At 53.3% G+C, this 22,196-nt stretch carries 21 protein-coding genes and 1 tRNA gene; 11 read left to right on the top strand and 11 right to left on the bottom strand.

What is annotated here, in order from left to right; all coding sequences use genetic code 11:
• The first annotated feature begins 28 nt into the window (after window positions 1-28).
• The 7 genes from GSQ86_RS10585 to GSQ86_RS10555 all read left to right on the top strand — a co-directional run bounded on the left by GSQ86_RS10585 (window position 29) and on the right by GSQ86_RS10555 (window position 6,243).
• Window positions 29-463, top strand: coding sequence for a cytochrome c (locus GSQ86_RS10585; RefSeq protein WP_254062296.1), 435 nt, complete (start codon window positions 29-31; stop codon window positions 461-463).
• Window positions 464-541: 78 nt separating this feature from the next.
• The gene (locus tag GSQ86_RS10580) at window positions 542-1,003 is read left to right on the top strand and encodes a hypothetical protein (protein ID WP_158749914.1); all 462 of its coding nucleotides are present in this window, start codon (window positions 542-544) and stop codon (window positions 1,001-1,003) included.
• Between the two features lie 109 nt (window positions 1,004-1,112).
• Entirely contained in the window at window positions 1,113-1,850 is a 738-nt protein-coding gene (locus tag GSQ86_RS10575; RefSeq protein WP_254062295.1) for a response regulator transcription factor, read from the top strand.
• Complete coding sequence (locus tag GSQ86_RS10570) at window positions 1,840-3,711, top strand: sensor histidine kinase (protein WP_158749913.1); 1,872 nt, start codon at window positions 1,840-1,842, stop codon at window positions 3,709-3,711. The genes GSQ86_RS10575 and GSQ86_RS10570 overlap by 11 nt, the downstream gene beginning before the upstream one ends.
• Window positions 3,712-3,859: 148 nt before the next feature.
• Window positions 3,860-5,278 carry a hypothetical protein gene (locus GSQ86_RS10565; RefSeq protein ID WP_158749912.1) on the top strand — a complete coding sequence of 473 codons (1,419 nt, stop codon included), beginning with the start codon at window positions 3,860-3,862 and terminating at the stop codon, window positions 5,276-5,278.
• The gene (locus GSQ86_RS10560; RefSeq protein WP_158749911.1) at window positions 5,278-5,988 is read left to right on the top strand and encodes a hypothetical protein; all 711 of its coding nucleotides are present in this window, start codon (window positions 5,278-5,280) and stop codon (window positions 5,986-5,988) included. The genes GSQ86_RS10565 and GSQ86_RS10560 overlap by 1 nt, the downstream gene beginning before the upstream one ends.
• A 178-nt stretch (window positions 5,989-6,166) precedes the next feature.
• Window positions 6,167-6,243, top strand: a tRNA-Met gene (locus GSQ86_RS10555).
• An 85-nt stretch (window positions 6,244-6,328) separates the two neighbouring features.
• Here the strand turns inward: GSQ86_RS10555 and GSQ86_RS10550 are convergent.
• Both GSQ86_RS10550 and GSQ86_RS10545 read right to left on the bottom strand, forming a co-directional pair.
• Entirely contained in the window at window positions 6,329-7,510 is a 1,182-nt protein-coding gene (locus GSQ86_RS10550) for a site-specific integrase (protein WP_158749910.1), read from the bottom strand.
• Between the two features lie 15 nt (window positions 7,511-7,525).
• Window positions 7,526-7,771: a helix-turn-helix domain-containing protein gene (locus GSQ86_RS10545; protein ID WP_158749909.1), complete on the bottom strand. Its 246-nt coding sequence runs from the start codon at window positions 7,769-7,771 to the stop codon at window positions 7,526-7,528.
• Between the two features lie 443 nt (window positions 7,772-8,214).
• On the opposite strand from GSQ86_RS10545, the gene GSQ86_RS10540 reads away from it, so the two are divergent.
• Window positions 8,215-9,411 carry a Fic family protein gene (locus GSQ86_RS10540; RefSeq protein WP_158749908.1) on the top strand — a complete coding sequence of 399 codons (1,197 nt, stop codon included), beginning with the start codon at window positions 8,215-8,217 and terminating at the stop codon, window positions 9,409-9,411.
• 26 nt (window positions 9,412-9,437) lie between these two features.
• Here GSQ86_RS10540 and GSQ86_RS10535 read toward each other — a convergent pair whose 3' ends face one another.
• From GSQ86_RS10535 to GSQ86_RS10500, 8 genes are all read right to left on the bottom strand, one after another.
• A complete protein-coding gene (locus tag GSQ86_RS10535) occupies window positions 9,438-9,668 on the bottom strand; it encodes a helix-turn-helix domain-containing protein (RefSeq protein WP_158749907.1) in 231 nt (76 codons plus the stop codon).
• A 152-nt stretch (window positions 9,669-9,820) separates the two neighbouring features.
• The gene (gene mobF, locus GSQ86_RS10530; RefSeq protein WP_158749906.1) at window positions 9,821-12,508 is read right to left on the bottom strand and encodes a MobF family relaxase; all 2,688 of its coding nucleotides are present in this window, start codon (window positions 12,506-12,508) and stop codon (window positions 9,821-9,823) included.
• A gap of 259 nt (window positions 12,509-12,767) precedes the next feature.
• Window positions 12,768-13,055 (bottom strand): LysR family transcriptional regulator, encoded by a 288-nt coding sequence (locus tag GSQ86_RS23895; protein WP_174239960.1) that lies wholly within the window; start codon window positions 13,053-13,055, stop codon window positions 12,768-12,770.
• Window positions 13,056-13,256: 201 nt separating this feature from the next.
• Window positions 13,257-13,589, bottom strand: coding sequence for an AraC family transcriptional regulator (locus GSQ86_RS10520; RefSeq protein WP_158749905.1), 333 nt, complete (start codon window positions 13,587-13,589; stop codon window positions 13,257-13,259).
• 718 nt (window positions 13,590-14,307) lie between these two features.
• Window positions 14,308-14,562, bottom strand: a complete 255-nt coding sequence (locus GSQ86_RS10515) for an STAS domain-containing protein (RefSeq protein WP_158749904.1) — start codon at window positions 14,560-14,562, stop codon at window positions 14,308-14,310.
• 237 nt (window positions 14,563-14,799) lie between these two features.
• A complete protein-coding gene (locus GSQ86_RS10510) occupies window positions 14,800-17,124 on the bottom strand; it encodes a sigma 54-interacting transcriptional regulator (RefSeq protein ID WP_158749903.1) in 2,325 nt (774 codons plus the stop codon).
• Window positions 17,125-17,310: 186 nt separating this feature from the next.
• Window positions 17,311-17,904: a GTP cyclohydrolase I FolE gene (gene folE / locus GSQ86_RS10505; RefSeq protein ID WP_158749902.1), complete on the bottom strand. Its 594-nt coding sequence runs from the start codon at window positions 17,902-17,904 to the stop codon at window positions 17,311-17,313.
• A gap of 315 nt (window positions 17,905-18,219) precedes the next feature.
• On the bottom strand, window positions 18,220-18,606 hold the full coding sequence (locus GSQ86_RS10500) for a helix-turn-helix transcriptional regulator (protein ID WP_158749901.1): 387 nt from the start codon (window positions 18,604-18,606) through the stop codon (window positions 18,220-18,222).
• A 155-nt stretch (window positions 18,607-18,761) separates the two neighbouring features.
• Here GSQ86_RS10500 and GSQ86_RS10495 point away from each other — a divergent pair, with 155 nt between their 5' ends.
• Window positions 18,762-19,505, top strand: a complete 744-nt coding sequence (locus tag GSQ86_RS10495) for a glucose 1-dehydrogenase (RefSeq protein WP_158749900.1) — start codon at window positions 18,762-18,764, stop codon at window positions 19,503-19,505.
• Window positions 19,506-19,702: 197 nt separating this feature from the next.
• Here GSQ86_RS10495 and GSQ86_RS10490 read toward each other — a convergent pair whose 3' ends face one another.
• Entirely contained in the window at window positions 19,703-20,302 is a 600-nt protein-coding gene (locus tag GSQ86_RS10490; RefSeq protein WP_158749899.1) for a TetR/AcrR family transcriptional regulator, read from the bottom strand.
• A gap of 208 nt (window positions 20,303-20,510) precedes the next feature.
• On the opposite strand from GSQ86_RS10490, the gene GSQ86_RS10485 reads away from it, so the two are divergent.
• Window positions 20,511-20,957: a response regulator gene (locus tag GSQ86_RS10485; protein WP_158749898.1), complete on the top strand. Its 447-nt coding sequence runs from the start codon at window positions 20,511-20,513 to the stop codon at window positions 20,955-20,957.
• 132 nt (window positions 20,958-21,089) lie between these two features.
• Window positions 21,090-22,070: an L-histidine N(alpha)-methyltransferase gene (locus GSQ86_RS10480; protein ID WP_158749897.1), complete on the top strand. Its 981-nt coding sequence runs from the start codon at window positions 21,090-21,092 to the stop codon at window positions 22,068-22,070.
• Window positions 22,071-22,196 lie beyond the last annotated feature (126 nt).

Genomic DNA, 22,196 nt, shown 5'->3' with positions numbered 1-22,196 from the left:
TCTTATACTGACAACTGCCGCTACCGTTATGCTTGGTTTGATCGCTTGCAAAGCCAGTCCCCCCGGCAAGCTTGAGACAAAGATCGTTACCACTGCCAAACATCATTTCTTCATTGGCAATAAAAGGCAGGCTAACCCTTTAGTGGAAAGTCCGGAGACCATCGCCGACGGAAAAGAGGCGTTTTCGCATTACTGTGTTGCCTGCCATGGCATGGACGGCCAGAATACGGGTGTACCGTTCGCTGATCATATTTCACCTCCTATTCCTTCACTTTCTTCAAGGGAGGTACAGCAATACACCGATGGCCAGCTAAAGTGGATTCTCGACTTTGGCATCCGACCATCTGGAATGCCTGGTTCTAAAGGGATTCTCAGCGATGATGAGCTATGGTCGATTGTAATTTTTCTGCGCCACCTGCCTCCGGCCGGCAGTCAGGGCGTTCCAGAAATGTATACGCACTAAGGCATATCCATCGTTGCATTTATCATCAGCGAATCCTTCCTGTTGATGCATGACAGATCCATAAGCCGTAAAAACAAATTGTGGCTTGTTCTCGCTGCGGTCGTTATCGTAGGTTTATTTGGGACACTGCTGTCTTCGTACTACGACGTTTACAGTAACGCAGGAAGCCAGCCGGAAACGTTGACCGGGCGCATCGGCATCTGGGGCTTTACATTCTCACCGAAGCGATGCAACACCCGTGGATCGGGCATGGATTCCATTCCGTGGCACGTAATTCCCCTTTTTGGTCCAGATCAATTTGAGGCTCGACAGGCGCATAACGAATTGATACAGCAGTTCTATGCTTATGGATTAATCGGTGTTTGCATATTCCTGGGAATTTACGGCAGTATGTATCTGCAGATACGAAAGCTGCCTGCAGGCCACACAAAAACGCCGTTCCTTGCTTTTCTTATCTTTATCCTTATGCGCGGCTTAGCTGATATCGAGCCATTCGATCTGTCACTGCGTTATGGGCATTCGTTACTATCAGCCTGTTGATAGACGTAGCTGTAGAGCAACAAAATTGTCATCCCATTGTCATTTCTAACGTAAAAGGCGCCTGAACTAGATTTCCGTGGTTCAGAATAGAGCAGAAGAGGTCTGAATCATGATTAAGGACAGAGAACTAGTAGCAGAAATGGCAGAAGACACAGCTCCGCTAATGACTCTCGGCACAATTCTAGTCATCGAAGACGATCCACGCATGCAGAAGGTGCTCCGTCGAATCTTTACGGAAGAGCACTACTCCATCCTGGTTGCAGGAGACGGCCAAACGGGCCTCGAAATGTTTCGCACTGAGCGGCCTTTGGCCGTCGTGCTCGACCTCATTCTGCCGCACCTGTCCGGTCGCGAACTTTGCCAGACGTTTAAAAACCTCTCCAGCAACATCCCAGTCATCGTTCTCAGCGCAATTACCGAAGTTGTCGATAAAGTACTTCTTCTTGAACTGGGCGCCGATGATTACGTCACCAAGCCCTTCAGTCCCCGCGAGCTTACGGCGCGTGTCCAGGCTGCAATTCGTCGACAGCGCAAACCAACTTCCCAAGAAGTTTATCGTTTTGCAGATTGCGAGATCGATTTTAAGAAAATGACAGCCGCACGTTCCGGCAGTACTGTGATGCTGACTGCGCATGAATTCAAATTATTGAAGTTTTTTACCGAAAATGCAGAACGGGTACTTACTCGCGATATCTTGCTCAATGAAGTATGGGGATATAATTTTTATCCAACTACACGAACTGTAGATAATCAGATACTGAAGCTGCGCCAGAAGCTGGAACATGATCCGGCGAATCCAAGACATCTACTTACCATCTACGGTGCAGGGTATAAATTTGTCCCTTAATGGCCAAGCCGACCTTCCGTCCGAAAACGGACCAAACAAGGCCACAGGCAGGAACGACAGGCAGGGCGCACGCACGCATGTGCTGCTTGTCTTTGCAATGGCACTGGTAATTGTGAGTATCACCAGTCTCAGCCTCTTTCTCATTCGCCAGGATCTCCGTGTCCAAATAACGGACAATCTGTCGCAGGATCTGAACCACTCCGTCGTTACTTTTCAAAGTCTGCAGGCCGAACGTCTGGAAGCGCTCGAGCGCGAGAACGCACTGCTCGCTGATCTGCCTCCACTGAAGGCATTGATGACCAGTGGCGACGATCTTACGATTCAAGATGGCGCAGTTGAATTTTGGCAACTTAGCGGTGCTGATCTGTTTGCTCTCGCAGATGCAACTGGTCGGATTGTCGCGGCATATACGAAAGTTCCCTCCGCTGACACAAAGCTCCGGCAGGGGCTGAAAACCTTATTGGCTCATCCCGACAAACACTATCTCATTGATGGCGAGTCGCTATACGCTTGTTCCGTTCGACCGTTTTACTTCGGGAGCGACGAGGAAGGAACGCTCTTGGGATACGTGGTCAGTGGCTCATCCACCGAGCGCACGGTGCGACAGATGAGCCAACCCACCGCGGTCGAAGCGACATTTCTCAGCCGCGGTCAGATTGTCGCCAGCACCCTTCCGTCGTCCATTCAGCCGGAGCTGGCTCAAAAATCTCCCCTGATTTCTAAAATGCTCCGGACGCCCGCATTTGTGCAACTTGGAGATACGCGTTTTCTTGCCTTTTCGGAAGACCTCTCTGCTACCGCAACTTCGCCATTACAATTGGTTGTTCTGAAATCATTTGGACCGGCCGAACGCTGGATCAGTCGCATCGATCGCACAATTGTTCTAGCAGGCTTGATGGCATTGCTTCTTGGTACTGGGCTGATGATTGGCCTTTCTCGATTGGTGACCCGCCCTCTTGAGGAGCTCTCAAAGAGCGTAAGGGCATTTGGCATCGGCAACAGGGAATACCTCATCCCGCAGCATGGCACTCAGGAAGTGCGGCAGCTAAGCTCGGCGTTTGCTCGCATGCGAGACGAAATCCAGCAAGTGAATGGGGCGCTCCTGGAATCAGAGCGGCTGGCAACGATTGGCCGCATGGCTAGCTCGGTATCTCACGATCTTCGCCACTATCTGGCAGCCATATACGCTAATGCGGAATTTCTTGCCTCGGACCGGCTCTTATCAAAAGAGCGATCGGAAATATTTGCAGATATCCGTTCTGCCGTTCATGGCACAACCGACATGATCGAATCACTGCTCATCTTCAGCCGATCAGGCAAAGGTACCAGACGGTCCGCGGAATTGATGGTTACGCTGCTGGAGCGAGCAACTTCGCTGGCACGTCAGCATCCAGATGCGGAAGGCGTTGTGATGGAAGCACAATACGGTGAGCCCACAGAGACCGCAGTCGTCGTGGACGGAAAGCAGATTGAGCGCGCCATTTTCAACCTGCTAATCAATGCGTGCCAATCCGTTCGTGCATCGGAAGACGCGGCGAAAGTTGCGATAGTTTTGCAGACGGAAGCGCATTATGTGTTCATCAAGGTAATTGACAATGGGGCAGGCGTTCCCGAAAACATTCGGAATACTCTTTTTGAGCCATTTGTGAGCGAAGGCAAGCAAAAAGGGACCGGATTAGGCCTCACGCTCGCTCATTGCATTGCTGCGGAACATGGAGGAGAAGTGGTTCTGCTAAGCAGTCGTCCCGGAGAAACAATTTTTCAAATGAAGGTAGCACGCAACCTTCCTGAGCAAGACATGACAGTAACTGAATCAAAACATCGCGATCAGGTGGCTGCACATGAGAATGTACAGATTTAGACGAAGGCATCCCTATGGTTGCCGTCTTGGCGTGAGTGGAGTGTTATTCCTTGTCCTGATATTGCACTGCTTCCGGGTGAACAGTCTCCTCGCACAAACTGTAGATCAAACAAGTTTGCAACAGCAGATTCAAAATCTAATTGAAGCGATGACACGTACGCAGACGCAACTTGAGCAATCTCAACATCAACTGGATGAAATGCGGCAGCAACTGACTGCTTTGCAACGCGAAATCGCAAACAGTGGATCGAGTACGAGTCCACTATCCTCAACTCGGACACAGGAAGCATCATCGGCCGCGCCTGTTAATACTGCGGAAGCGATCGAAGACATTCAGGAACGCCAAGCGATGCAGGCCTCCCAGATTGCAACCCACGAACAAACCAAAGTGGAGAGTGAGTCGAAGTTTCCAGTGAAAATCACCGGCCTGTTGCTATTGAATACCTTTGTCAATACAAGCGCGGTCGATGTGGCGGCAACGCCGACTTTGGCCATTCCGGGAGGAGGCAGCACAGGAGCCTCCGTGAGGCAGACGGTACTGGGATTCGATGCGCGCGGTCCGCAACTCTTTGGAGCACGCAGCTATGCTGATCTGCGTGTGGACTTCGATGGAAACTCACAATCCGACAGTCAAGTTGCAGGTTATTCGGGATATTACGGCACGAGCAGCATGATACTACGACTCCGCACCGCTCATGCATTTCTGGAATGGGACCGCACCAAAGCCTATTTCTCACTTGATCGTCCGATCTTCAGCCCCGATGTGCCGACTTCCCTGACGGCGGTTTCCGTCCCACCTCTCGCATGGTCTGGCAATCTATGGACCTGGAACCCACAAGCAGGTGTAACGCAGAACCTGAGGCTTGCCGGCTCACGTAGCCTGCAATTGGAAGCCGCGTTGGTCGATGTAAGCGATGCGCCTTTAACTCCTTCGATATCTCCTTCTATGACCGAATCTCAGGCATCGATCGCCAACAGTGCGGAACAGAGCCGATGGCCCGGGGTCGAGACTCACATCGCCTTGCTCGGTTCCGGCGAACAAGCCAGTAGTTTTGGTGCCGGCGGATATTTCGCACCTCATCGCAGCGCTCTGGGGCACAGCTTCGATTCCTGGGCAGGTACGCTCGATTCGCGGCTGGCCCTGTCAACCCATTTTGAATTGACGGCGAGTGCTTACCGCGGAATGGCCCTCGGCGGCCTCGGCGGCGGCGCATACAAGGATTTCGCATATCGCGCAGATCCGGAATCAGGCGTTTACTACATCCGGCCACTCGATGATGTTGGCGGATGGATGCAACTTAAGGAGAAGTTCAGTGAACAAATCCAGATGAACCAGGCCTTTGGTTTGGACAACGTATTCGCAGGGGAACTGCGGCGTTATGCGGTTCCCGGAGGCTCTATGTACATGAATCTGGCTCGAAATCGTACATATACCAGCAATATAATTTACAGTCCAAGCGCATATCTGCTCTTCTCTCTCGAGTACCGGCATCTGACAAGTTCACCTGTCACGGGACTTCCCGCTGACAGTAATGTCATCGGTTTGGGAGCAGGATACAAATTCTGATGAGCAGAAAGCGATTTGGCAAATGGCTATTCTGCGTCGCGGCTCTGGCGTTGCAGATGCTATGCGCGCAGATTCGTGTTGCCGAAACAACCTCAGAATTACGTCTGCGTATCATTCCCTCTACAGCCGGAAAGCAGCGCTTTGTACCTGCGGTCATTTGGCTCGAACCGTTGGCCGGAACCGATTCGCCCCCGTTTCTTCCTCATGGACATTACACCCTTCAACAGAAAAACCGTACGTTTATTCCACACCTTCAGGTTATCCCTACGGGCAGCAGTGTCGAGTTTCCCAACGGCGATCCTTTCTTTCACAATGTCTTCTCACTTTTTGATGGCAAGCGTTTTGACCTCGGGCTTTATGAAGCGGGTTCCAGCAAATCGGTCGTTTTCCCGCGTGAAGGTATTTCATATATTTTCTGCAACATTCATCCGGAAATGAGCGCTGTCGTTTTGACGCTATCTACTCCTTTCTTTGCAATTGCGGCCGCGAACGATGCGTTTGTGCTTCCCGACATTCCGGCCGGTGATTACCGATTGCACGTCTGGATCGAAAGCGTACCACCATCGATTCTCAGCGGATTGAATAGAAATGTGCATTTATCTGGCCGGCCCGTTGATCTTGGACAAATAAAAATTCCGATACCCGCTCTCGCCAACCACGACAACAAATTCGGCAGCGCATATGATCCAGTCCCAAAACCAATTTACTAACCCATCGAAGATTATGCCGCTAATTGGCGATTGCTCCTGAATTGAAAGCAAAATAAGCGCCCCCAGAACCGCCCTTCTTGAAATGAGGCTCTATGGTGATCACAAAAAACAACTTCAGCACGGTTGGCGCATAACTTGCGCCGTTTGACCTACCCGCAATGGATTGTTAATATCAGATTGCGGGGTGGAGCAGCCTGGTAGCTCGTTGGGCTCATAACCCAAAGGTCGTAGGTTCAAATCCTACCCCCGCAACCAATCAAATCAAGCAGTTACGAGAAACGAAAAACCCAATTAAGTCCCCATTATCCCCCAATCGGAAATGGCCACTGATTCAGCCCTTCTACTGAAGGGCTGTTGTGCTTAATCCCTCCCTTCTCGATTCCATCGATTCGCCGAATGCCAGCCCAACGACTTGGCTGTTGGCTTTGCGCTTGGAATCGTTCATCGCCCGTCCGTAGATGTTCATCGTCGTCTGGATCGAGGCGTGTCGCATCAGCTCTTGTTGCACCTTCATAGGAGCGCCGGTCTCGTCCAGCCACGAACGGTAGGTGTGGCGGAACGTGTGCCATCCGATCCCGTCCGGCAGGCCGATGAGTTCGGCAACCCGGTGCAGCTGATGCTTCTTGAGGCTTTCCTGGTGAAAGGGCTTCCCGGTCTGCGGATTGGCGAAAACCCAATCTGCATCGCTGGGATATGCGCTGAAGGTCCGCCATTCCAACAGCAGTCCTTCCAGACGCGGATCGAGCGGAACGTAGTCCTTTGAATATTCCGTCTTCACCGCATCTACCCTTCCGCTGACAACGCTGCGCTGAACCATGAAGGTGTGCGCTTCAAAATCGAAGTCGCCCCACTGCAGGCCAAGGATTTCGCTGATGCGAAGTCCCGTACATTGCGCCACCATCACCATGGTTCGGTACGGCTCCGCGAGATGCTTGAGCATCTCGAAGAACTGAGCCACTTCGAGGATCTGGGGCCGCTTCAGCCGCTTGCTTGCGTTCTTAACGCGCACTAGAGCAACGGGGTTCTTGCCAATCTCTATGACTCCCCATCGTTCCGCGCACTTCATAACCAGGTGCATCAAGCTTCGGATGTGAACCTTTGACTTGGGTGCAAGCGGCAGATCGCGCAGCCACTGCTCCATCGCCATCGGCTTCATCCTGTTAATCGGTTGATCGCTCCAACGCGGCCTGATGTGTTTCCGAATATTCGAGAGATGCGACCTCTGAGTCGAGTGTCGCTCTGGCAACTCATGCTCGATATACCTATCGAGCAGAGCCCCGAACGTCGGAGCTTCCATCTCAGCGCGTGGAGCTTCGTCGTTGAGCCGCATGAGAAGAGCTTGCGTTGCCTTCCGTGCGTCGGCCTCGGTCCGGTAGAGAGCCTGATCCCCAAGGATGACGCTCTGCCTGATCCGTTTGCCAACCGGGCTGGTCTCGTAATAACGAAACTCCCACACGTCGGTACTCCGTTCGCGCTTCCGTAGCCGCAGACTGCCATATTGAAATCGTGACCGAACAAACATGGATATTCCTCCTGTTTAGTTGCGGGCACAAGTGGTACTTAAAGCGTACCGCTCGGCAGTGCCGGAGTCGAGTGTGGAAGAGAAGCTATCGTTGCGGCCTTCGAGGTCGGAGGCGTGAAATCGCCACAGCTTCCCAACGCGGTAGCCGGTGACACGACCGCACCGCGCAAGGCGTTGAAGGGTCTTAGGGTGAATGCGAAGGATAGCGGCGGCTTGATCGCTATCCAGGAACGGTTCAGAAACAAACTTGAATTCGGACATGGCTCGTACGCCTCCTGAACACACGATGGAACATGCGTTTGGGTTTGTCTATGGGCCGACAAGGCGGTTACGGCAGAGGTCTTTCGGAGTCTAAGGCCCGTATTGTCGTTGCAGTGTCTTCTAAGGAATTCTTGGGAACTCTACGGACACGATATGCCTGTGGAAAACTGGCAAAAAATAGTTTGCCGTGGGCCGCGAACGGTCGTCGAAGGCGCTGATCTTGGGGTGGTGCCCTTATCACGTAAACTTAGCGCTCAACGCTCCTGCCATTCTCCACAACGCACCAGCCGACAACTGATCTCAGCTAGCTTCTCTCCGTATGTTTGAGATTGACCAACATCGACCAACATCGGCCACATCATCGGCCAACATTGGCCTATGTTGTGGCGTATCATCAGTGGATACGTGATATTTCCCCTGTATAAGTTCGGCCAACTAAACCCATGTCGGATATTGAGATTCCAAGTCGAATCGAACCAGCCCTGATCGATGAACCCTCGTCAGCTATCGCCGACGTAGTTGCAGATCTGACGGCAACCGTATCCGTCCTCGGTAAATTTTTGCATCCTGTAACAGCCGCAAACTTGGCCGATGCGGTACGCATCATGAATACCTATTACAGCAATCTGATCGAAGGTCACAATACGCGGCCACGCGACATTGAACGCGCCCTCTCGGGTGAGTTGGATCAGAATGAAGAACGCCGCAACCTGCAAATCGAAGCGGCGGCGCATGTCAGGGTTCAGACAGAAATAGACCGAATGTTTCTCTTGGGTACTCTGCCCCCCGCGACATCCGCCGGATTCATTCAGTGGATTCACAACGAGTTTTATCGGGATGCTCCCCGCGCAATGCTCACCCTCAAGAACGAATCGCGAGAAATCGTGATGGCCCCAGGCCAATGGCGTTCGCGGCCCGAACACGATAATGCTGTGGGTCGTCATCTTCCGCCTTCCAGCGAGCGCGTGGCGGACTTCATGCAGTATTTTGAGCAGCGATACAGCCTCTTGCAACTTGGAACCGCTAGCCGCATTATGGCCATCCCAGCCGCGCACCACCGTCTGAACTACATCCATCCATTCCCTGATGGGAACGGGCGTGTGAGCCGTTTGATGAGCCACGCAATGGCACATCAGACCGGCATCGGAGCGCATGGGTTGTGGTCGATCTCGCGTGGACTCGCACGAGGCCTTGAGAGCCGAGGCGAGTACAAAAGCGTGATGGACATGGCAGATATGCCACGACAGGGAGACTTCGACGGACGAGGGAATCTCTCTCTAAAGGCATTGAAAAGCTTTGTGCTCTGGTTTCTTCAGGTCTGCCTGGATCAAGTTCAGTTCATGTCTGGACTGTTCGACCTGAATGAATTGAGGCAAAGGCTTAAGACGCTTGTTGAAAGAAGCCGCACTCTAAAACCTCAAGCTGCAGCTCTCTTGGAAGAGGCGCTTATGCGGGGAGAGTTTGAGCGGGGAGAGATTGCCCGCATCACTGGCCTTCCAGAACGCACCGCACGTCGCGTTCTTGCTGACGTGACAGAGCTTGGATTGCTAGCGTCCTCTACCCCGAAGGGTCCAGTCTCACTTCGTTTCCCAGAGAGCGCACTAGAAGAACTTTTCCCAAGGCTGTATCCACAAGTCTGATTACGGCAGTCGGAACGACCTGAGATTCAAATGCTCATCGGAGCGACATGGTCGTAGAGCCGATCAAGAGGCACGACCCGCACGGCAACATCGGCACACAAGTCCCGGGCCTGGAATCTCCATAGCTTGCCAACCCGGTAAGCAGTGATGCGCCCTGAACGTGCCAGTCGCTGCAATGTCTTCGGATGGACACCCAGCATCGCGGCTGCTTCGTCAGTATTCAAAAAAGCCCCGTTAGATATGGAAGGATTGGACATGGCTCTTGACTCCCTATGTCCACAATGCGGCCAAGTGCGATGCTTGTCCAGAGGGCTGCGGAGAGCAATGAATTACTCAGAGTTGCACACGAGCGCAATGTGTTGCTCAGCATCGCGAGGCGTTACACGAAAATAATTTCTGCGCGAGAACATCACAGACTCAATCCCATCTCGAAACTGATCTCGTGCCTGATGTCATCCTTGGGCGACATCTTTTGCTGGGCTATGTCGTTCGCAAGTTCCATCGCAGACGGACGCGCCATCGAGACTCCCAGTGATTCGCCCAGGCGCTCTACATCTGACGTGACGATAGAAATGCCCTCACGACCGCGCGATGCTGCCACGTAAAACAACTCTTGCTTCATCACGTCTGCTGAGACGATGACGTGATCGACCGTCTTGCCTTGGCTCCGGTGCGCCGTGACAGCGTACCCATGCGTGAACTCACGATAGTTTGCTGGTACGCTTCGACCGTCTTCTAAGTTGATGATGCCGCGCTCTACACTCCGGACGGTCGTCAGCTCTCCGTTCGTCGCTCGAAATCCTGGTTCTTTGCGATTGCCCATCATCAGGAGTTTGTCTCCAGCAGCGACTTCAATCTCCATACGCTCATGCACAGAGAACGATCTTGCTTGCGTCAGACTGACAAACTTCTCCTCACCACGTTCGTTCAGCGTTTGAATGCTGGAGCCGGATACGTTTGTCACGGTCAGCGCCTCATGCTTCTCAATTCCATGTGAGGCGCGGTGAAACACCAACACCTGATCGGGCTGATAGTTCGAGATGTCCTTCTTCTGTGCCTCCGTCCACTGCAAAGGAATATGGCGGTGCAGCGTCTCGCCGTCACCCAGAACGGCTCTTTGCTTGAGATCTTCACGGATAGCTTGCGTCACTCTGCCGATCTCTTCATGCGTCGGAGCAACGACGAGCACCTTGCGGTTCTGCACTGCGGTCAGCTCTCGATACACGTCGCCCACAGCTTGCGCTCGCTCCGTGTAAGGCACCTCACGCACGGCTCCCATGTCTTGCAGCTTGGCAAAGCCTTGATCGGGTGACTTCCGAAAGGTTTCAATAGCGTCTCGATATTCGAGGTTCGACTGGCGTTGGATGCCCGTCAGGGAAACACTCGTCATACGCGATTCGCGCTCCAGAATCCGTAGAGCATCAGAGGATTCGACACTCTGTATCTGGCGTGTGTCACCTGAGAAAAGAATCCGCGCATTCTCACGCCGGGCCAGGTCGAGCAGACCTTCCATCTGTCGCCCTGAGATCATGCCCGCCTCGTCTACGATCAGCACATTGCCCCGAAGCCTTTGCTGAGCCGTCTCGTCTTCTAACAATCGGGAGACCGTCATCGAGTTTCCAAAGCCCACCTTCTGTAGTTCTTCGACAGCACTTCGCGTCGGAGCGACAGCCAAGACCTCATGCCCTGCAGCGTGGAGGCCGCGATCAATCTCCTGCAAGGTTGCCGTCTTCCCGGTGCCTGCGGCACCCCGCAGATTGATAGCAAAATCCTGAGACGCAAGTATCGTTTCGGCAGCGTGACGCTGCTCGGACCGAAGACTTACCTTCGGCTCAAAGTGATCGCTGCCACCCAGCGCCGGATAGCGATGAATGCCTTGATCGACGACAGCAACCATGCTGCGCTCGCGCTCAAGGCTTGCTTGAGTCGCTACGTTGCCGCCGACCTGAAGCAGCTTGCCCTGCGATACCTCAAACTCATAGCTCCCTCGCAAATCGCCGAGGTCGAGCTTTCCCCTGCCGTGGCGTAAGGCCCCCGTCATCAACTCATGATCTTTGGAGACGGTCTTGCGCTCAAAGAGATGTTCCTCCGCGTGTTGAAGGGATTGGACGGCAAATGTTCGTTCAGGAACGAGCGGTTGGCTGTGCTCCATAGATGTCTCCCGAAGATCGAGCAAGTTTGCATGTTCCTGCGGCGATATGCGATCTACCTGTAATCGGTGAACCTCCGCCGAGCTAATCTCATGCAACTTGTCCGGGCGAGATTCCCGCACGAGAACAGCGACTTCATTATCCGTAGGCTGGCGTCCATGCTCCGCCGCAAACTGCCGTATGGATTCGTCCCGTTGCTCGCTTCGCTGTGAGTATCGCTCCAGGACATCTTTGGAAATGCCTCTAATCTCGAATCCGTTATCGACTCCCTTTGCATTCCGCTGACTCTCAATCTCGTACCCAAGCCCACGCACCTCGCGCGCCAGCTCATTCCGATACACCTCCGTGATGTAGGCACGGCGCTCATATACCCCTGAGGCTTGGAGTGCCTTCCACCTTCCCTCGACTCCGTCGTAGCTCAGGTTTGCGGTGACCGCGTGTGTATGAAGCTGAGGATCAAGCTGACGGCTGCTGTCGTGCGTGTATGCAGCGATGACGAGATTTCCCGTTTGACGATCATGATTCGCTCCGTCCAGGCGCACCCTTGTCCCCGCGTAGCGCTCTGCTTCCTGCAAAGCCACGCTCACGGCGTGACGGTGCGCTTCCAGCAGCCTGTCATCGTCACCGACGAGAGCTTGGACTGAGACAGACTTCGGAGCCGAAAACGTAAAGTCGTAGAGCGAACGCGCGTTGCTTTCAACTGCGCCATCAGTAGCAGTTCGATCCGCACTATGACGCGGACGCAGAAACTCCCCCGTCTCAGGATGGAGCCCTTCACGAACGGCTTCGAACTGCTCGTGCGTTACCGTGCCATTCAGTCCGAGCAGCTCGGCTCCCCGTCCATGCCACTCGCCCTGCACGGTCCGGTTCTGATCGAAGTAGTCGCTATGCTCTAGATGCCTCTGTGCATATCCAGCGCTGCCGGTCATCGCCCGAATCGTCAACATAAGGCGACGCTACGGCTGTTCGAAATCGCATTGCAAGTGCGGTAGATTCTCTGCGCTAATGCTTCGGACCAGCATGACCGGCGATTCAATCGGCTCTGAGTCCTGGCGACTATTCAAAGATATCGCCCTATGTTTGAATAGCGCGCTCCGCTATTAAGCCTTTGCGAGCCGGATGAAACCGCTGCGATGGACGGAACGTCCTTTGATATGAACATCTTGGGTCTCTTATTCCTGGGAGGAATAATTGAAAGCCCAAAAGTCATTGGACAGAATCATCGATAGTCGCAGAAGCTAGCCTCACAGCTTTTTCGAGCAAAGCAGAGGAGTCTTTGCAACCCCTGATGAAGACCTGTCCGGCGTTCGTTAGCTCTACTGTCCTGTGGTCTCTCTTGAAGATCGCGAAGCCGACTCTGCTTTCGAGTTCGACGATTCGTTTACTGAGTGCCGGCTGAGTAATTTTGAGGCGGTCCGCCGCCCTAGTGAAACTCAGTTCCTCGGCGAGGACGATTGCTGTTACTTGCAGACGGATTTCGATTGGGAGGGACAAATCTCTGCATCCTGGCCCAGCAGATATTTCCTGCTCTTTTGATCTGAACAATGCCGTCCGTTCTGGGGCTTGTCGTTCGCGAAAACCTTTTGCGATTACAGCCGAACAATCGCCTGCTTGCGGTCTATCCCATAAGGAGGCGACCAACTTTCGTCGAATTGCCGATTGCGACTAACCAAACCGAAGCAGCAAGCAGCATTCTTAGCGCGTCGTCCCAGCCACCTCCTGATGCAGTTCGATCCCATCCATGATCGGTGCGCTTTGCTGAATTGTGGCGTAAAGACGTTCCTTCCTCCACTTTGCAGGAGTCAGCCCCACGAGGCTGCCGAATGTACGGCCAAAAGCAGCTTGGTCGGAGAAGCCGGTTTCGAGCGCAATCTGAGTCAGACTATTTCCCGGGTCTAAGAGCATTCTCTTAGCTGCCTCAATCCGTTCCTGAACGACATAGCGATGAACAGGAATTCCAAACGTCGTCCGGAAGCAGCGAGCAAAATGGCTGACCGAGAGGCCGCATGTCTCTGCAAGTTTGCTCATGCTCGCGTCACCCCTGAGATCGCTTCGAATCATGCTAGTAACGCACCGTCTTTGCCACGGGGCAAGACCGCCCCGGGCTTTGGGTGGCCGAACTGATCCATAACACCGAACGAGATACGCACATAACATCGGCAAGTAGTGATTGAGATACATCTCGCATATCAGATCGCGCTGTGCGAGCATCGGCAAGAGTGCTTGGGCGAGATGGTAAAGGACGTGATCGTACTTACCCTTGGGACAACGGAGAGTTCCAATCCGTGCTAAACCAGCCGAATCTGTGTATGCGTCAATTGTCGCGCGAGGCAGGTAGTAGTGGACGCAGTCGAAAGCACATGTCCTGAAAAACGGTGGGGCTTCGTCAAGGTCGTAGATGGTCACCCCACCAATCGTCCAAGATTCCGACGTTACTGCTCTACCATCCATGTGGGAATCACGCATTTCCCCAGCAGAGGCGACGAGATGGACCGCTATGAGAAATGCTTTAGTCGAATGTAAGCCCTCCACCGGATCAGGAAAACCCGCTTGTGAAGTCATTCTTGCGATAGCTGACTGCAGTGTTGCGCGTTCCCTCAGAACGAGGATCGGACGATCGACGATGCTGTAAGTTGAACGCATCATCCGGCATAGACTTTGTTCTTCGTACGATGCAGTCAGATACATGCGTCCTTCGATCCTTCCTAGTGGGTTACCTGCTTCATCAACCGTTCGAATGAAGTGCTCATAGAAGCTCCTTATCGATCCATTCCGTTATGTACTGCGAAGAACTAAGGAGAGGGATACCCTCTGATCGACATCTGGCAAGAAAACGGATCCCGGCCAAATCAACGAGATCGACTTCTGCCATGGAAATCTGGATGACGGAGCCGCTCTTCTCGATTTCGCGAACCAGCTCTGGAATATGCTCCTCCTGGAGTCGACCAATCAGATGAAGCGTCGTGACATTGCCGTCAGACGATCGTTCAATTTTCAGCATGTTTGGACAACGCTCAATCCCACTACGTGCAGGTTGAACGCCATTCGCCAACTCATTGATTTATAAGGGACTCGCAGGCGCGCAGGCGCGCCGATATCTCGGCAGGTGCCGAAAACTCAGCTCAACAAGCAACTTGATGAAATGCGAAGACGAACGATCCCAAGATGAGAGATCGTGCTATGTCTGACGCTCAGTCCGATCTACCGCAACAGCAGTGCGCAGCGCGGGTAAAGGGGACTAAACAGCCTTGAAACGGTGTTGATTGATCCCCAGCTTCTTGATCTTCGAGATTAGCGTCTGTCGGGGAATCCCAAGTCTGGAGGCTGCGCCGTTCTTGCCGCCCACGATGCCATGGCATTCTCGCAGCGCCGCTTCGATCATTTCTCGTTCGCGTTCCACGAGTTCTTCGAGCAGAGGAACGCGCGTCATGCCCGGCTTTGAAAAAGCCTGCTTGAACCAAGACTCGTCGGCTGAGAAAGTTTCGGAATCGCATAAGATTACGGCGCGCTCGATCACATTCTGCAGTTCGCGAATATTGCCGGGCCACGAGTATGACTCGAATAGGCTCATCGTCTGTTTGCTGATATTCCGAAGCTTCTTTCCGGCTTTGTGGGCATATCGATCGACCAAGTATGCGACCAACAAGGGGATGTCGCCCGTTCTCTCTCGCAGGGACGGAACCTGAATCGGGAAGACGTTGAGTCTATACAACAGGTCTTGACGGAATATACCTTCGGCGACTGCCGCCTCAATATCTCGATTTGTCGCTGCAATGACTCGCACGTCGACAGAGATAGTTTGGCTTCCACCAACTCGCTCAAATTGTCGTTCTTGAAGGACGCGCAGCAGAACAGCTTGAGTTTCTGTAGGGAGTTCGCCAACTTCATCAAGAAATATGGTGCCGCCATCTGCCAACTCAAATCGCCCTAAGTGACGCTGAAGAGCACCGGTAAACGAGCCCTTCTCGTGACCAAACAGTTCGGACGCGATCAGTGCAGAGGGGATGGAAGCGCAGTTCACCTTTATGAAAGCTCTCTTCGCTCGGGGAGACGCGTTGTGGATAGCTCGTGCAATCAGCTCTTTTCCTGTTCCCGTCTCGCCCAAAATTAGGACCGAAGCGCTGGTTGGAGCGACTTTTGAGACTTGAACAAGGACTTTACGCAGAGCTTCGGACGAGCCGACAATCTCTTCAAACATGGAAGATCGAACGACGTCTTCGCGTAGCGCGACATTCTCGTTGCGAACCATGTTCTCGACCCTTCTGCGGTCTTCAATGTCCGTGCCGGTTGCGTACCAGCGAATCAGTTTCCCGCTACCGTCGTAGAAAGGCTTGTAGTGAATAAGAAACCAGTGATACACGCCATCACGCCGACGTGCCCTTGTCTCAAGCTGAAACGGAACTCCCGCGGCGAAACTCCTATTCCGCGAATCCCGAAGTGCTTTCTCATCGTCGGGATGAAAAATCTTGTCGCGGAAATTTGGATCGTCCGCATCCTTCGCTTGCAGCCCTGTGTACTCAAGCGAGGCTTGATTGACGTATAAGACTTTTCCCTGTGCATCCATGAAGTGGATTGCGGCCGGGATTGAATCCACCATCCTCCATAGTTCGGCCTGCTCCTGGCGTACAGTCTCCAGTCCCTGCCTCATCACGTGGATGTCAGTAGCGGAGCCATACCACCTGTCAACCTTGTTCAGCTGCCCCGGAACCGGCTCGAAACGAAGGAGAAACCAACGATATTCGCCGTCAAGCCGTTTCAACCTCGCTTCAACCTCAAAGGTTTCGGCTGTGGCAAACGAATCGGTCACTTTCGTCGTCAGTTCGAAGTAATCGTCGGGATGAATCACTCTCGCCCAGCCCAAGCCCAATAGGTCTTGCGCGGTGAGCCCGGTGTACGCAATCCATCGCTGGTTTACGAATTCGCTTGAGCCGTCAGGTTTCCCACACCAAACGAGAGTCGGAATTGTGTCGATGAGCGTTTTGAGTTCCGATGCTGACTTCTCTGACTCTTTGAGCGCCATTCTGAGCGAAGAGGCAGACCGTTCCCTCTCAATAGTGGACTGAACTATCTGCCCAGCGGCCTCGACCAACTCGATCTCTTGTGCCGAGGGAGTTCGCGTTTCGGTGTACCACCACGCCAGCGTTCCAAGAATATCGTTCGTCGAGGAGAGCAGCGGTTGTGACAAGGTGGCTTTTAGTCCAGCGTCAATTGCGGGCTGCCGATGCTCTTCGGGCCACGTAGGGTCGGTAGCGATATCAGAAATGACAACGCGTTTCTTGAAAAAAGCTGATGCGTTACAAGACCCTCCTGGCTGAATGGGCATTCGCGTAAACCGTTTTGCATAAACACTCGGTATCCGCGGCCCAACGACCGGGATGAGCCACTCTCCATCAGGGTCTTTCAGGGTGATCGTGGATAGGCCCTCGGGTACTTGGGTGTCGAACGCTACGCAGAGCTCGTTCAAAATCTCTTTCAGAGGCGCGCCCTCGCCGATCATCCTTAGTGTTCGCTGTTCCACGGCAAGGAACGCTTCGGTTCGTGTTCGAGACTCAGGCGAAAGCATGGAATCTCCTATGACACCTGAATTATCCCCCTACGGGACTCTACTTAGCTAGAGCAAGCCGACAACGGAACTCCGGATGAGTCAGCCGCGACCGCCCGAAGATAGATTTGCCCCTTCGAATAGGCAAGTCGTTTTCCGGCCTCGAACACCTCTTTTCATTCGCGAAGGGCTGGCGTAAAGGCCGCTCTACCGGCCACCTTTTGGGGCGAGAATGCTCAAGAGTTCACTGCGCGTTTGAGTCTCGGACAGAAAGATGCCGAGCATCGTCGAAGTCGAAGTCGTCGAATTCTGTTTCTCGACTCCCCGCATCATCATGCAAAGATGCGACGCTTCAATGACTACAGCCACACCCTGGGCGTGAGTCGTCTGCATGATTGCATGGGCTACCTGCTCCGTCAATCGTTCCTGCACCTGCAGCCTCCTGGCATACATATTCAGGAGTCTCGGAAACTTGCTCAGACCAATCACTTTCTTGTTCGGGACGTAGGCTATGTGGGCTCTGCCGAAGAAAGGTAGCATATGGTGCTCGCACATCGAATAGAACTCGATGTCCCGCACAACGACCATTCCTCCATATTCACTCTCAAAATAGGCTTCGTGGAGGATTTCGAGGGCGTCTTGTTCGTAGCCGCTGGTGAGAAACTTTAGCGCCTCCTCCATGCGTTCAGGGGTTTTCAACAGTCCATCTCGCGAAGGATCCTCCCCTATGCGCAAAAGGAGTTCGCGATACAAATCCTGTACAGTCGCTCCGGCGAGCGCGTTTAGCAGTGCAGTCGACATCAGTGTTTGCTCCTAAATGGCTCGGGATGAAGATTCCAGCACGAACTCCTTGCCAGCGACTCAGTCGTGGCCGTAGGAGTGTCTTCAGGACCCGCATCGAATTTAGGCTAGATGTTTCGAGATATCTTGCATCATTTCGCCGTAACCGGCGGATCTTGTCATCCCTGCATCTACCGCGCAAAGGCAAGAGTCAGAAATGCCTATAGTGATCGCTTTAGACAGAAATCTGTGAACGTCTGCATCATGCTTAAAATCGACAAATCTAGTCTCCTGATGCAATACGGCGGTCCACGAGGAGGCTTAGGATCGCTATCGTCAGCGCTCTAAACGCCTTTTTTTGAGAGAACCGGACTTTACCTTCGGGGTTCGGCTTTCTTCTGACTGAATGTTATGTGCCTTGACGATCGCTGCGATCAGTCCAGGGAATCGGCCGTCGATCTCTGAACAACGCGAAACGTTATACATCTCCACTCCTCTACGTTCTCCGCGAATCAAGCCAGCTTCTCTCAGGGCTTTGAAGTGAACGGACAGGGTGGACTTCGGAACCGGCTTATCCACAATGTTGACGAAATTGGAGCAGGTCTGTGAACAGTCCGAGCCCACAATATCGGCGTAGATCGCCACCCGCACGGGGTCAGAGAGTGCATGAAGGATACCCTCCACCGTGATGTCTCGCAACGCGGGATGGACGAGCGGCTTCATTATGTCAGTCTAGTCGAGATCATCTCCTTAGTTCAATAGTTATGAACTATTGAAACTTATTGAAAACTCACCCATCACATACAAAGCTCGTACTTGAGGGCGTCCAACGCGAGGGTCATAGCCGAGCGAGGAAGAAACGGATAGAGGAAAACATCATGGGCAAACTCAACGGTAAAGTCGCCGTCGTAACGGGCGCTTCAAAGGGCATCGGTGCCGCAATCGCAAAGTCGTTAGCATCCGAAGGTGCTTCGGTGGTGGTTAACTACGCTTCCAGCAAGTCGGGCGCTGAGACTGTCGTGGCGGCAATCACGGCGGCTGGCGGCAAGGCTGTTGCGGTATCCGGCGACGTCACGAAGGCCCTCGAGGCTACAGGCATCATCGACGCCGCGATTAAGAACTACGGACGTTTGGATATTTTGGTGAACAACTCCGGGGTTTATGAATTCGCCCCGCTTGAGGCCATCACTGAGGAGTCCTTCCATAAGCAATTCAACATCAACGTGCTCGGACTGCTGCTGACGACCCAGGCAGCGGCAAAGCATCTGAGCGAAGGTGGCAGCGTCATCAATATTGGATCCAGTATCACGCGGCTGAAGCCGGCCACGAGCGCGGTGTATACGGCGACCAAGGGCGCAGTCGACATGATTACGTCGGTCCTGTCAAAGGAACTCGCGCCGAAGAAAATCCGTGTCAATTCTCTCAACCCCGGGCTTGTCGAGACAGAAGGCACCCACAGTACAGGCGTCATGGGCTCTGATTTTGAGACGGGGCTGGTTTCACAGACCCCTCTCGGCCGTGCTGGCCAGCCAAACGATATCGCAGCAGTCGCGATCTTTCTCGCTTCTGAAGATTCCGCGTGGTTGACAGGTGAGATTGTCGTCGCGAGCGGCGGCCTCTAATCAACTGCTTCTACTGAGAAAACGTCATGGGAATTTTGATACTAACCACCCTTCCGGCAATCCTCACCTTCGTTATAGCGAGCTTCGATGCCTCGCCGCGCGACCGTTACGATTGCCGGAAGGAAAGCCTCAGCGCACCTACCTTGGAAACACTTGAATTGAGCCAGACGATAGCAGGTAGCAGACGCTGAGAACTTCTATTTCGCCTTGGCTGCTGTCTGTTTGGAATTGATCAAGAGGTCTCCGAACGCAATTTCAATAAATTCTTCGAAGGGCACGAGCGACTTCAACAGCCTGATTCTCAGAGCTGCACCGAAGAATGCTGCGAGAAGAAAACGAGATAGAACTGCAGGATCCTTTTGCTTCGGAATCTCTTTCGCTTCCTGGGCGATGCGGAGTGCCTCTTCGATCTTGGCCGCCCAAGCATTCATATACGCAAGACTCGCTGTGCGGAACTTCGCATTGCTCGCCAACTCAGACGCAAAGTCGCCGACCAAACATCCTGATCGATATTTAAATCTGTAGTAATCGTTAGCCAGGAGGCGGAAGTGTTCTTTGAGAGAGTCAAGCGCCGGTGAATTCTCATTCATCACGAGACTATTTAGTGTAGCCTCGGCGTCAATCCTCAAGACTTCGAGACCGAGAGCTTCCTTGCTCTTGTAGTGAGCGTAGAAGCTGCCTTTCGGAACACCTGCAGAGTCTACGATCTCTTGGATTCCAGTCGCGTTGTAGCCGTACTCATGAAAACTGCGAGAGGCAGCTTCGAAAATCTTCTCGCCGACATTACGTTTTGCCACGCGGCCTCCACATCCCTGATGATAGTCGATTAGCTTTCTGGGAGTTTGCGCGCTCACTGATGGACGGTGCTCATATCCGGCAAAAGCGATTCGATCTGTCTATACGCCATTTCACGCGCCCCCTAATCTCATGCCATGCTGAACACGAGACTCGCATCTCCATCAATGCCTCCCTGGCAGATGCCAATCAGCGGGGAAAGCAATTGATATGTCACAGGCGTTTCAGCGACTCTCACCTACGGATGAATCCGTCGATTCTCAGCTCCTGGTCTTCGTGGTCGACGACGAGCGCCTGATCGCCATGACTCTCTTCTTAATTCTGACTCATGCAGGATTCAGCACAGCCTGGTTTACTGTGCCCGAGGAGGCCCTCCGCGCAGCGGTCCGGGCTGCTCCTCATCTTCTGCTTTCGGATGTCGCAATGCCGACAATGAGCGGCGTGCATCTTGCAATCACAATGACATCCCGCTGGCCGACCTGTAAGGTACTGCTTCTGTCGGGACAGGCTGAGACGGCCGATCTGCTTTGCGAAGCGCGTAGTCTAGGCTTCAGCTTCAGGCTCCTATCCAAGCCGATTGATCCGTCCTGCTTGCTTATGGAGATAAGAACCATTCTCAGCCAACCCGGTGGCCGTATCTTCCCATACACGGAATGACGCTAATCGCCGAAAGCGATTGATTCATTCAATACGCCGGATGGATCCGACTCGTACGCTCGACCCAAAGAAGAATCAGCACATTGCTCGTGTTCCTGCTGTTCGCGGGTAGTGATGCGCTAAGGGAGTGGTATGGTCGCTGACTACGCATCTGCGGAGGTCGTCCAAGCTGTAGCTCGTGGTGCCCACACGGGTCTTTCAGCATCGAGGAAGACGCTTCCACCATGGCTGCCGTACGACGAGCGGGGTGTCATATTGTCTGATGAAATCGCGCGTCTCCCGGCACACCACGCGAATCGAACCGAGACTGATCTGTTGCAACACAACGCGATCGAAGTCCTTCGAATGGCTGCTGGATATCGCCCTTTGACTATTGTCGAACTCGGGGCAGGATCGGCAGCGAAGAGTGGATTGCTTCTTGGATCTCTTGTCCGCAGTCAAGGATCGGTGCTCTACCAGCCAGTCGACATTTCACGGGCCGCGTTGGATTTCGCGGAGTTTGACATCGCGTCCAAGATTCCGGGAGTCGTATCTCGTCCGCGGGTTGCGAACCTGATCAAGGACTCGTATCAGATCAAGCGTTGGCACGGTGGCCGCACGTTGGCAATTTGGGCTAACTCCGCCATTGGAACATTCTCTCGTCCGGAGGCTCAGGACATTTTACTCAATCTTCATAGCCAACTTGAAAGCGGCGACTCACTCCTTCTCTGCGTTGACCTCGTCCAGGACCAAGAAACGCTCATGTCTACCTATGACGACCGATCGGGCTGCCATCAAGCCCTGAGTCGAAACGCCCTCGAAAGGCTGAACAAGGTTTTAGGAGCAAACTTCAAAGTGGAACAATTTGCACATAAAGTCGTCTGGAACCGCCATGAAGCCTTGATTGAGATGCACCTGCGGTCGGTGACAACTCAAGGCGTCACGATTCCCCCAGTAGCCGGCTATCCACGACTGGATCTTGCATTCAGGACGGACGAGACAATTCAGACTAAGTCCAGCTACAAGTTCACCTTTGCAACATTGGCATCATTGCTCATCTGGTCAGGCTTCACAATGAAGGAGACTTGGCATGATTGCGCATGCTCCTTCGCTTTAGCCCTAGCAACGGCGTAGTAAAACAGTCGCGTCATAGACGACCGGTCATTTTTGAATCTTAATCCTACGACTCGGAATCTATGTTGATGCGTGTCGACAACCTACGGAAAACCGATAGCAGTGTTCGAAATGCGAAAGGATGAA

Source organism: Acidobacterium sp. S8 (assembly GCF_009765985.1).
Classification (GTDB): domain Bacteria; phylum Acidobacteriota; class Terriglobia; order Terriglobales; family Acidobacteriaceae; genus Alloacidobacterium.
This window is presented reverse-complemented; position numbering and strand designations above follow the sequence as displayed.

Excerpts from the sequence above, each read along its gene's own strand:
- GSQ86_RS10585 (WP_254062296.1), top strand. The coding sequence starts at position 29 with ATGCTTGGTTTGATCGCTTGCAAAGCCAGTCCCCCCGGCAAGCTTGAG.
- GSQ86_RS10575 (WP_254062295.1), top strand. The coding sequence starts at position 1,113 with ATGATTAAGGACAGAGAACTAGTAGCAGAAATGGCAGAAGACACAGCT.
- GSQ86_RS10565 (WP_158749912.1), top strand. The coding sequence starts at position 3,860 with ATGACACGTACGCAGACGCAACTTGAGCAATCTCAACATCAACTGGAT.
- GSQ86_RS10560 (WP_158749911.1), top strand. The coding sequence starts at position 5,278 with ATGAGCAGAAAGCGATTTGGCAAATGGCTATTCTGCGTCGCGGCTCTG.
- GSQ86_RS10550 (WP_158749910.1), bottom strand. The coding sequence starts at position 7,510 with ATGTTTGTTCGGTCACGATTTCAATATGGCAGTCTGCGGCTACGGAAG.
- GSQ86_RS10545 (WP_158749909.1), bottom strand. The coding sequence starts at position 7,771 with ATGTCCGAATTCAAGTTTGTTTCTGAACCGTTCCTGGATAGCGATCAA.
- GSQ86_RS10540 (WP_158749908.1), top strand. The coding sequence starts at position 8,215 with ATGTCGGATATTGAGATTCCAAGTCGAATCGAACCAGCCCTGATCGAT.
- GSQ86_RS10535 (WP_158749907.1), bottom strand. The coding sequence starts at position 9,668 with ATGTCCAATCCTTCCATATCTAACGGGGCTTTTTTGAATACTGACGAA.
- mobF (WP_158749906.1), bottom strand. The coding sequence starts at position 12,508 with ATGTTGACGATTCGGGCGATGACCGGCAGCGCTGGATATGCACAGAGG.
- GSQ86_RS10520 (WP_158749905.1), bottom strand. The coding sequence starts at position 13,589 with ATGAGCAAACTTGCAGAGACATGCGGCCTCTCGGTCAGCCATTTTGCT.
- GSQ86_RS10515 (WP_158749904.1), bottom strand. The coding sequence starts at position 14,562 with ATGCTGAAAATTGAACGATCGTCTGACGGCAATGTCACGACGCTTCAT.
- GSQ86_RS10510 (WP_158749903.1), bottom strand. The coding sequence starts at position 17,124 with ATGCTTTCGCCTGAGTCTCGAACACGAACCGAAGCGTTCCTTGCCGTG.
- folE (WP_158749902.1), bottom strand. The coding sequence starts at position 17,904 with ATGTCGACTGCACTGCTAAACGCGCTCGCCGGAGCGACTGTACAGGAT.
- GSQ86_RS10500 (WP_158749901.1), bottom strand. The coding sequence starts at position 18,606 with ATGAAGCCGCTCGTCCATCCCGCGTTGCGAGACATCACGGTGGAGGGT.
- GSQ86_RS10495 (WP_158749900.1), top strand. The coding sequence starts at position 18,762 with ATGGGCAAACTCAACGGTAAAGTCGCCGTCGTAACGGGCGCTTCAAAG.
- GSQ86_RS10485 (WP_158749898.1), top strand. The coding sequence starts at position 20,511 with ATGTCACAGGCGTTTCAGCGACTCTCACCTACGGATGAATCCGTCGAT.
- GSQ86_RS10480 (WP_158749897.1), top strand. The coding sequence starts at position 21,090 with ATGGTCGCTGACTACGCATCTGCGGAGGTCGTCCAAGCTGTAGCTCGT.